At 74.5% G+C, this 753-nt stretch carries 1 protein-coding gene; it reads right to left on the reverse strand.

Going from position 1 to position 753, the window contains the following annotated elements; translation table 11 throughout:
* The coding region (locus FV233_RS29685) for a hypothetical protein (protein WP_147899662.1) at positions 1-743 on the reverse strand (743 nt) is incomplete at its 3' end.
* Positions 744-753: the final 10 nt, after the last annotated feature.

Here is a 753-nt window from a genome sequence, read left to right on the forward strand (position 1 = left end):
GGGCTGTAGACGCCCATCGCCCGGGCGCCGTCGGGGGTCGCCAGGATCACCGGCACGCTCTGCTCGCCCGGCCCGGCCGAGAGCGGCTCGGACCGGCCCGTCGCCGGGTCGAGGTTCCAGAACGCGGTGAAGTCCGGCGGCATGTAGGCGGTGGCCGCCTCGAAGGTCGCCGATTCGTGGGCCTGCGCGGTGATGTAGGTGACGCGGTACGCGATGGCGTTGGCCACCCCCGCCGCGCCCAGGGTGACGGTCTTGGCCAGGACGTCGTCCGAACGGGGGCCGGCATGGGGGCCGGGTCCCTTCGGGCAGCTGCCGGTGACGCGGCCGGGCTCGATCCAGTAGGCCATCTGCGACCGGGTCTGGAGCGTGTTCGGGCCGAGCTTCAGCTCCGTGAGCAGGGTGGTGCTGCGCGGGCCGGTGCCGTCGGAATCGCTGCCCGCCTCGGTGGGGTTCAGGCACTCGCCGTAGCCGTCGTAGGACGAGGCCGATTGCAGCTCGCGGCCGTGATCGTGGGCGTTGATGAACTGCGTGCCGCCCCAGGTCAGGCTGTCGATGGCGCCGCCCGTCCGGGACGAGACGCCGACGGTGATCGGCGATCCGTTGAAGGCCCGGCTGATCGTCGCCCGGCCGCCGGGCTCGGGCCAGGCGATCGACGGCGCATCCTCGGCCTGCGCGGCCCCGGCGAGGCCTGCGAGCAGGAGCGCGGCGGGCAGGGGACGGGGCAGGCGGGTCGGTGCGGGCATCGGCGGCTCC

The organism is Methylobacterium sp. WL7 (assembly GCF_008040085.1).
Lineage (GTDB): Bacteria > Pseudomonadota > Alphaproteobacteria > Rhizobiales > Beijerinckiaceae > Methylobacterium > Methylobacterium mesophilicum.